Origin of the sequence: Streptomyces sp. NPDC048637, assembly GCF_040650675.1 — a bacterium.
Lineage (GTDB): Bacteria > Actinomycetota > Actinomycetes > Streptomycetales > Streptomycetaceae > Streptomyces.
In genome coordinates, this window is sequence record NZ_JBEZHQ010000030.1 from 97,516 (window position 1) to 106,675 (window position 9,160).

Sequence of the window (9,160 nt, forward strand, 5' to 3'; positions counted from 1 at the left end):
GGCGCGGCCCGGAGCAAGCCCCGTACGGGCTCGCACCGTGCCGATCTGAGCGCCGACGAGTACGGCGAGTTCCACGTCGACCGGGTCTCCGGCGACGAGCCGCTGCTGCCCGCCCGGGTACACCGGCCCTCCGACCTGCTGCGGCTGCTGCTCGGCATCGCCGGGATCGCGCTCGTCCTCGGGCTCGCCACGTTCGCCCACGGCACCACCCAGGGCCTGGAGAACGACATCGGCAGCGGTGCGAAGGCGGCGCCCCCGCTGCTGATCAACCTGGCGGGACTGACCTCCAGCGTCGCGGTGCTGATCGTGCCGGTGGCGTTCGCCGTCGAGCGGCTGATCAAGCGGGACGGACTGCGGATCGCGGACGGGGTGCTCGCCGCCGTCCTCGCCCACGGGGTGTCGCTGGCCACCGACCTGTGGGTGGCCGAGGCCGCCCCGCCGTCCATCAGGGACGCGCTGACCCAGGCCCTGGACAACGGTTCGCTGTCCGCTCCGGTGCACAGCTATCTGGCGCCCGTGATCGCCTATATGACGGCGGTGGGCATGTCGCGGCGGCCCCGTTGGCGGGTCGCGATGTGGTGCGTGCTGCTGCTGGACTCGTTCGCGGTGCTGGTCGGGCGGTACACCACACCGTTCGCGATCGTCACGACCGTGCTGATCGGCTGGACCGTCGCCTACGGCACCCTCTATGCCGTCGGCTCCCCCAATGTCCGTCCCACCGGCCAGAACCTCCTCGCGGGGCTGCGCCGGGTCGGCTTCCACCCGGTCTCCGCGCTGCGCGCCGAGGACGCCGCCGGCGCGGAGCAGTCCGAGCACCCCGACCGCGGCCGCCGCTATCTCGTCACCCTGGAGGACGGCCCGCCGATCGATGTCACCGTCGTCGACCGCGAGCAGCAGGCGCAGGGCTTCTTCTACCGCGTGTGGCGCCGGCTGTCGCTGCGCGGCATCAATCAGCGCCGCAGTCTGCAGTCGCTGCGCCAGGCGCTGGAGCAGGAGGCCCTGCTGGCGTATGCGGCCATCGCGGCCGGCGCCAACGCCCCCAAGCTGATCGCCACCTCCGAGCTCGGCCCGGACGCGGTGATGCTGGTCTACGAGCACATCGGCGGCCGCAGCTTCGACGCGCTGGCCGACGAGGAGATCACCGACGCGCTGATGCACAGCGCCTGGCGGCAGGTCGAGGCGCTGCAGTCACGGCGGATCGCGCACCGGCGGCTGGTCGGTGACGCGCTGCTGGTGGATCGTGCCGGCGATATCGTGCTGACCGAGCTGCGCGGCGGTGAGATCGCGGCCGGTGATCTGGTGCTGCGGATGGACATCGCCCAGCTGCTGGCCACCTGCGGGCTGCGGGTCGGCGCCGAGCGTGCGGTGGCCGCGGCCGTCGAGGTGCTGGGCCCGGACGCGGTCGCCGACAGTCTGCCGCTGCTGCAGCCGATCGCGCTGAGCCGCACCACCCGCGCGACGCTGCGCCAGCTGGCCCGGGAGCGCGCCAAGCGGGAGCGGGAGGCGGTGCTGGAGGCCTCGCAGGCCGCCAAGGAGGCGCGGGAGGCCCGCGACGCGGCGGGCGCGAAGGACCGTAAGACGATCCGGGCCGAGCGGCACGCGGAGAAGAACGCCGAGAAGCGGGCCCTGGACGACGCGACCGAGGAGGCCCGTGAGGAGGATCTGCTGGCGCAGATCCGCCGGCAGGTGCTGCTGATCCGCCCGGCGGCAGTGATCGAGCCGGCGAAGCTGGAACGGCTCAGCCCGCGCATCCTGATCAGCTGGATCGCCGGCGCGTTCGCGGTCTATCTGCTGCTGTCCCAGCTCACCCACTTCAACTTCAGTGATCTGATCAGCAAGGCCCAGTGGATGTGGGTGCTGGTCGCGGTGGGCTTCTCGGGGCTGACGTACATCGCGGCGGCGATGAGCCTGCTGGGGTTCGTCACGGAGCGGGTGTCGTTCGTCAGGACGGTCATCGCGCAGATCGCGGGCAACTTCGTGAAGCTGGTGGCGCCCGCGGCGATCGGCGGGGTGGCGCTCAACACCCGCTTCCTGCAGCGCGCCGGGGTCCGTCCCGGTCTGGCGGTGGCGAGCGTCGGCGCCTCCCAGCTGTTCGGGCTGGGCAGCCACGTGCTGCTGCTGCTCACCTTCGGCTATCTGACGGGCACCGAACGGACCCCGACGATCTCCCCGTCCCGTACGGTCATCGCCGGGCTGCTGACCGTGGCCGTGCTGGTCCTGGTCGTGACGGCGGTGCCGACGCTGCGGAAATTCGTCTCGACGCGGGTGCGGTCGCTGTTCGCGGGGGTGGTCCCGCGGATGCTGGACATCCTGCAGCGGCCCGGAAAGCTGGTCACCGGCATCGGCGGGATGCTGCTGCTGACGGCGGCGAACGTGATGTGCCTGGACGCCTCCATCAGGGCGTTCGGCGGCGGCGACACGATCAGCTACGCGAGTATCGCGGTGGCGTTCCTGGCCGGTAACGCGCTGGGTTCGGCCGCACCGACGCCGGGCGGTGTGGGCGCCGTCGAGGGCGCGCTGTTCGGTGCACTCACCGTCGCCGGGCTCGCCGGTGACGTGGCGTTCCCCGCGGTGCTGCTGTTCCGGCTGATGGTCTTCTGGCTGCCGGTGCTGCCGGGCTGGCTGGCCTTCACCTATCTGACGCGCAAGGGCGAGATCTGAGCGGGGACGGCCGCCGCACCGGCGGGAGCCGGCCGTACGCCCCCTGCACAGCGCGAAGGCGCCGGTCCGTGGTGCGCGGACCGGCGCCTTGCGGGTGGCACGGGAAGCTCAGTAGATCGGCTTCTCCGGCTCGACGGTGTTGACCCAGCCGATGACGCCGCCGCCGACGTGCACGGCGTCGGCGAAGCCCGCGGACTTCAGGACGGCCAGGACCTCGGCGGAACGGACGCCCGTCTTGCAGTGCAGGACGATCTTCTTGTCCTGGGGCAGGTCCTGGAGGGCGGTGCCCATCAGGAACTCGTTCTTCGGGATGAGCCTGGCGCCGGGGATCGAGACGATCTCGAACTCGTTCGGCTCGCGGACGTCGATGATGTCGATCTTCTCGTCGCCGTCGATCCACTCCTTGAGCTGCTTGGGAGTGATCGTCGAGCCGGCCGCGGCCTCCTGGGCCTCCTCGGACACGACGCCGCAGAAGGCCTCGTAGTCGATGAGCTCGGTGACGGTCGGGTTCTCGCCGCAGATGGCGCAGTCCGGGTCCTTGCGGACCTTGACCTGGCGGTACGTCATCTCCAGGGCGTCGTAGATCATCAGCCGGCCGACGAGCGGGTCGCCGATACCGGCGAGCAGCTTGATGGCCTCGTTGACCTGGATCGAGCCGATGGAGGCGCACAGCACACCGAGGACGCCGCCCTCGGCGCAGGACGGCACCATGCCGGGCGGCGGGGGCTCCGGGTACAGGCAGCGGTAGCAGGGGCCGTGCTCGCTCCAGAACACCGACGCCTGGCCGTCGAAGCGGTAGATCGAACCCCAGACGTACGGCTTGTTCAGCAGCACACAGGCGTCGTTGACCAGGTAGCGGGTGGCGAAGTTGTCGGTGCCGTCCACGATCAGGTCGTACTGCGCGAAGAGCTCCATGACGTTCGTGGAGTCCAGGCGCTCTTCGTGCAGGTTCACGGTGACGTGCGGGTTGATGCCCAGCACCGTGTCCTTGGCGGACGCGGCCTTGGAACGGCCGATGTCCGCCTGGCTGTGGATGATCTGGCGCTGCAGGTTCGACTCGTCGACCTCGTCGAACTCCACGATGCCGAGCGTGCCGACGCCGGCCGCGGCCAGGTACATCAGCGCGGGCGAGCCCAGGCCACCGGCGCCCACACAGAGCACCTTGGCGTTCTTCAGCCGCTTCTGCCCGTCCATCCCGACATCGGGGATGATCAGGTGGCGGGAGTACCTGCGGACCTCATCGACGGTGAGCTCGGAAGCGGGCTCGACCAGGGGTGGCAGCGACACGGGGACTCCGTTGGTCGGTCTTGATGGGGTTCCCCCCGCCCGAGCCGAGCCGAGAGTGGGGGAGCTTGCTCTCCCCGTAACACTGCCACGCCCTTCTTCATTCCGAGACACCCGTTCCGATGCGCGAGACGATTTCGTCCCAGCAGCCGGGCAGCGGCGCCCAGGCCTCGCCGGCACCCCCACCCGCACCGGCCGCCCGGCGCCCGGCGTCGGTGAAGAACCCGGTGCCCACCCCTGCCGGCGGGCGATCCGCGATGCCTCGTCGAGATGAATCCGCGGCACGCCCGCGAACAAGGCAGGCAAGGCGGACAAGGTGACAGAGCAGCTCCGGAGGGTGGTCGGCGGCCCTCCCCCACGCCCTCAAGGAGCAGGGAGGTACCCCCGGCTCCCCGAACGGGCGCGAACCGCGGCCCCTGTCCCGCCGTCCCAACAGGCGGACACCGGTCTCAGATACGACACGCGGCCTCCATCCAGATATCGGCGAGGGACTCCTCCAGCACGATCCGGGGGCGCCAGCCGAGGCGGTCGCGGGCGGTGCGCACATCGGCCTGCTGCCAGGTGCCGCAGCCGTCCGGGTACGGGTAGGTGGCGGGCGGCGAGCCGGCCGGGTGCTCCGGGGACGGGCCGGGGATGACCAGCCGGGCGGGCGGGGAGTCGAGTTCGTGCAGGGCGCCGCCGAAGCCGGCGACCCGGGCGAGCACCGACGCGGCCTCCCGCAGCCGTACGGCCCGGCCGGTCCCGATGTTGACGACCCCCTGCGCGGCGGACAGCGAGGCGGCGTGCACCGCCCGCGCCACATCACGCACATCGACGAAGTCCCGTTGCACCCCGAGCCCGCCGAGCTTGAGTTCGCTGTCGCCGGACTGCATGGCGCGGCGCATGGCCTCGGCGAGCCGGCCGAGCGGCGATCCCGCCGGGGTGCCGGGGCCGACCGGCGAGAAGATCCGCAGCACAACGGCGTCGAGCCCGGAGCCCAGGACCAGTTCGGTGGCGGCGAGTTTGCTGACGCCGTACGGGCCGCCGGGGCGCGGGACCGCGTCCTCGGCGGTGGAGGAGCCGGGCTGGGAGGGCCCGTACTCGGAGGCGCAGCCCAGGTGGACGAGCCGGGCGCCGCAGCTGCTGCGCCGCAGCGATTCGCAGATGGTGGCGACCGCGACGGTGTTGTGCCGGGTCAGCTCGCGGGCGCCGCCACGGGTGGCACCGGCACAGTTGACGACGACACCGGGGTGGACCGCGTCGAGGAAGCGGGTGAGCGCCCCGGGGCTGCCGGTGGCCAGGTCGAAGCGGACGTCGGCGTCGTCGCCCCGCCCGAGGGCGGTGAGCTGCACGGCGGGGTCGGCGAGCAGGCGGTCGGCGACATAGCGGCCCAGGTAGCCGTTGGCGCCGATGAGCAGCACCCTCATCGTGCGACCCCCCGGTCCGCGTGGCGTGTGGTCGGCTGGACGTTCATATGTCGTGCTCCTAAGGCGGATCGAGGGAAGCAGGTCGGCTTCGGCCGCGGAGTCGGCGTCCGCCCTGGGGGCGGGGGCCATGTGGAGGGTGAGGTCCGCGGTGAAGAGGCCGGAGCGGCCGTTTCGGGGTGCCGCTTCGGGGGTGGTGCGTGGTGCCCGTGTGGGGGTGCGGGGTATCGGGGGCCGGTGGTCGTCCGGAGGGTCACGGCCGGTGCGCCTCCGCCGGTCCGGAGGGGGCGGGCCAGTGTGCGCAGGCGCCGGTGAGCGCCCGCAGGCCGTACCCGAGGAGGCCGAGGGCGGCGGCGGTGCAGGCCACGGCGGGTACCGCGGCCGGCCCCACGGCGGTGGTCAGCGCCTCGACCGGGACGTCGAGCGGGGGCAGGCCGGGGAGCCGGGAGATCAGCACCAGGGCCAGGGCCAGGGCTTCCAGACCGGCGGCCGAGGCCAGCCCGGCCGCCGCCGCTCCGGGGAAGCCGTGGACGGCGAGCAGCCGGGCGAGGAAGAACAGCACCCCCAGCGCGGCCGCCGCCCCCAGCGTGATCGTGTCGCCGCCGCCGAGGACCGCTTCCGTGCCGAGGAGCAGCGCCGCCAGTGCGCCCAGGAAGAGCAGGGTGACGGCGAGCAGCAACGGCCGTACCCGGGCGGCGAGTTCCTCAAGTCCGCGGCTGGCGGCCAGGACGCGTCGTCCGCGCACCGTGAACCAGTGGGCGCAGCCGGCCGCGGGAGCGAGGGCGAAGGCGAGCGCCACGGCGGGGACGACGGCGGCCCGGGGAGCGGCCTGGGGCAGATCGGGGCCGCCGGCCAGCAGCTGTCCGAGCAGCCAGTCCCCGTACACCGCGTACCCGGCCGTCCAGCACACCCACAGGCCGGCGGTGCGCGGCCCGGTGCCGTGGCGCAGCCGCAGCGGACCGGACCGTACGCCCAGCCGGACGGCGAGGGCGAGCAGTACGAGGCCCGAGGCGCCGACGGCGGTGCGTACGGCGGGAGGTGCGGTGGGCACCGAGGCGAGAGCGGCGACGGTCGCGACTCCGACGGCGCCGGGGAGCAGGTGCAGTGCCCCGCACACGGTGCGGGAGCGCCGGGCGGGGGCGGTCGCGTCCGGGGGCGCGGCCGCAGGGGCGGCGCCGGGTTCGGCGCGCGGCACCCGGGCGTAGAGCTCCTCGGCCAGCGAGAAGACGTCGCGGTGCCGGAACCGTGCGGCCGTGCGGTCGGTGACGCCGTGCGCCTCCAGGCCGGCGGCGATCTCCAGCGCGTCGACGGCGCGGGCGCACAGCTCCTGGTGGTGGTGCATCAGGGTGCGTACGGGGTCCGCGGGGCCGCGGCGCAGCGGGCGGGCGGCGGCCTCCTTGCCCGGGGGCGCGGCGCGGTCGGCGCGCGCCTCGCCCGGAGCCGCCACGGCGCGGGTGATGCCGCCCTCGGGTGTGGTCATGCCCCGTCCCCCCTCCCCTGGGTCCCCGCACAGCCGCCCGGACCCGGGCCTGGGCGCGCGGTACGGCGCCAGGGCGGGCGGCCGGGGCTGCCCGGGGTGCGCCGGTCGGCGCGGACGGGGCTGCCGGGGCGGCCGCCGCCGTGCGCCACATCCGCCATGCCCGTCACCAGTGCCGCTCCCACGACACCCATCGCACACATCACGTCCAGCACACTGGTCACCATTGCTCTCTCCCTCGCGCCGGCCACGCCTGGTTGCTCTCCGTGCCATCCCGTCTCACGGCCTGTCCCACGTCCCGGACGGCGCCGGCTCCCCCGGTCTCCGTGCACCCCTCGGCGGCGACCGGCACCGCGGCGGGCCGCCCGGCCCCGGACGCCGCCCAACTCGGCGTACGGCCGGCCGGCGCGGTGGCCGCCCTGGCAGCGGTGCCGGTCGCGGCCCAGCGGCCGGGGACATGGGACTCGGCGGGGCGGGCGAAGGGCCGCGGGACCCCGTGCGCGTCCTGGGTGCGGCAGGGGGCCGGGCGGGCCGGGGCGTGGGAGATCAACTCCAGGTAGATGCCACGAAATGCCGCGACGTTCTGCTCGACGGTGAACAGCTCCAGCGCCCGCGCCCGCGCCGCCGCGCCCAGCCTGGCCCGGCGGTCCGGGTCGCCGAGCAGCGCTCCGCAGGCCTCGGCCAGGGCGCGGGGGTTGCGCGGCGGGACGACCAGGCCGGTGCCGCCGATGACTTCGCAGACCGCACCGGCGTCGGTCGACACCGTGGCGCGGCCGCAGAACATCGCCTCCACCAGGGAGCGCGGAAAGCCCTCGATGACACTGGAGAGCACCACCACCGCACCGGAGGCGTAGGCGTCCTCCAGGGCCGGTACCTCGGGGCTGCCGATCTCCTCGAAGCTGACCGGGTTCTCGCCGACGGTGCGGGCGTCGGCCGCCTCGTCGGGGAAGAGCTGGGCGGCCAGCGCCCGGCAGTGCGCGAGATATCCGGGCGCCCGCGGGTCGCGGCCGGCCCCGCCGATGATCCGCAGCGTGGCCGCCGGTTCGGCCCTGCGGATCTCGGCGAAGGCGTGCAGCAGCGCGATGAGGTCCTTCGCGGGCTCCACGCTGCCGACCCACACCAGCGTTTTGGAGTCGTCCGCAGCGGCATCCGCGACCGCGGCGAAGGGGGCGGCGTCCATGCCCGGGTAGACCGTGCGCAGCCGGGCACGGTCGGCGCCGCAGCGCTCCTGCCAGCGCCGGGCATGGGTGTTGCCGGGGGTGATCAGTGCGGCCTGGGCATAAGTCTCGGCGGCCAGCGCGCCCTGGAAGGCGGCGAGCAGCGCGCGCACCGGCACGCTCAACGGCGAGGCGGCGCGGGCGAGGTAGTGCTCGCGCAGCCGGACGCCGTACTCGGTGACCAGGAGCGGGGTGCCGAAGAACCGCTTGGCCAGCAGTCCGGGGAGGGCTGCCGCGCCGCCGGAGGTGGCATGGCAGAGGTCCACACCGCCGAGGCCAGGGGTGTGCCGGCCGCCGTACCAGTCCAGGGACAGCGGCCGGAGCGCGAGTTCGAGCCGGTCGGTGACCGCCAGCAGATCGTTGACCTGCGCGCCCTGGGCGGCGGGCAGGGCGCGGGGGCCGCGGCAGACGGCTTCCAGGATGCGTACGGCGCCCTCGGAATGCAGCATCGCGGGCAGTCCGCCGTGTTCCCGGGCGAGTTCGGCGAGCCCGTAGAGACCGGTGGCGAAACGGTCCGCCTTCCTGGTCACGGCCTCATCGGGGGCATTGCCGGGGCCGCTTGGCGGGTCCCCGGTCGGCGCGCCCCCGTGCGGTGCGCCGCTGGTGGGCCCGCTCCCGGCGGGCACCGTGGCGAAGGCCGTCACGAGATCGCCGAAACGCTCGGCGAAGCGGCGGCGTTCGCGCCGTCCTGGGGTGCGGCCCTTGCGCTCGTCGGCGGCCCGGCGGTGCCCGGCGGGGAAGTCGCCCCACAGGGGTGCGCGCCGCACCAGGCGTACGTGTTCCGGCAGTTCGGGCCGGGGCCGCGCTTCCTGGCGGGCGTCGGTGCTCAGGGCGTAGACCTCGAAGTCATGGCCGGTGAGCCCGCGCACGAGCCGGTCGCACCACGCGTGCGACTCACCGGACGCATCCGGATACCCACCCTCGGTAAGCAGTCCAATGCGCATGAGTGCACCCCCGTCCTCCCCTGTCGGCGTCCCTGGTGTGCCGGCGGCACGCCCGCCGGCTGCAGGAAGAAGCTATGCAAAAGGGCCCGCGACGAAGTCCACCAGATCCTGGATGTGCGTCGCCCCCGCATAGAACGCCGGTGAGGCGGGCAGCACCACGGCGCCCGCCTCGTC

The 9,160-nt window shown here is 73.9% G+C and carries 6 protein-coding genes and 1 pseudogene; 1 reads left to right on the forward strand and 6 read right to left on the reverse strand.

What is annotated here, in order from left to right:
- Positions 1 to 45 precede the first annotated feature (45 nt).
- The gene (locus AB0C46_RS29990) at positions 46 to 2,661 is read left to right on the forward strand and encodes a lysylphosphatidylglycerol synthase domain-containing protein (RefSeq protein ID WP_362831638.1); all 2,616 of its coding nucleotides are present in this window, start codon (positions 46 to 48) and stop codon (positions 2,659 to 2,661) included.
- 108 nt (positions 2,662 to 2,769) lie between these two features.
- Here the strand turns inward: AB0C46_RS29990 and moeZ are convergent, their stop codons facing one another.
- From moeZ to AB0C46_RS30020, 6 genes and pseudogenes are all read right to left on the reverse strand, one after another.
- Positions 2,770 to 3,948, reverse strand: coding sequence for an adenylyltransferase/sulfurtransferase MoeZ (moeZ, locus tag AB0C46_RS29995; RefSeq protein WP_362831620.1), 1,179 nt, complete (start codon positions 3,946 to 3,948; stop codon positions 2,770 to 2,772).
- Between the two features lie 446 nt (positions 3,949 to 4,394).
- Positions 4,395 to 5,351, reverse strand: a complete 957-nt coding sequence (locus tag AB0C46_RS30000; RefSeq protein WP_159743487.1) for an NAD-dependent epimerase/dehydratase family protein — start codon at positions 5,349 to 5,351, stop codon at positions 4,395 to 4,397.
- A gap of 250 nt (positions 5,352 to 5,601) precedes the next feature.
- Positions 5,602 to 6,828 (reverse strand): hypothetical protein, encoded by a 1,227-nt coding sequence (locus AB0C46_RS30005; RefSeq protein WP_362831622.1) that lies wholly within the window; start codon positions 6,826 to 6,828, stop codon positions 5,602 to 5,604.
- Positions 6,825 to 7,052 carry a hypothetical protein gene (locus tag AB0C46_RS30010; RefSeq protein WP_362831623.1) on the reverse strand — a complete coding sequence of 76 codons (228 nt, stop codon included), beginning with the start codon at positions 7,050 to 7,052 and terminating at the stop codon, positions 6,825 to 6,827. The genes AB0C46_RS30005 and AB0C46_RS30010 overlap by 4 nt, the downstream gene beginning before the upstream one ends.
- A complete protein-coding gene (locus AB0C46_RS30015) occupies positions 7,046 to 8,986 on the reverse strand; it encodes a DUF3492 domain-containing protein (RefSeq protein WP_362831625.1) in 1,941 nt (646 codons plus the stop codon). Before AB0C46_RS30015 ends, AB0C46_RS30010 begins: the two co-directional genes overlap by 7 nt.
- Before the next feature lie 81 nt (positions 8,987 to 9,067).
- Positions 9,068 to 9,160, reverse strand: a pseudogene (locus tag AB0C46_RS30020) (aromatic acid decarboxylase); the annotation flags it as partial.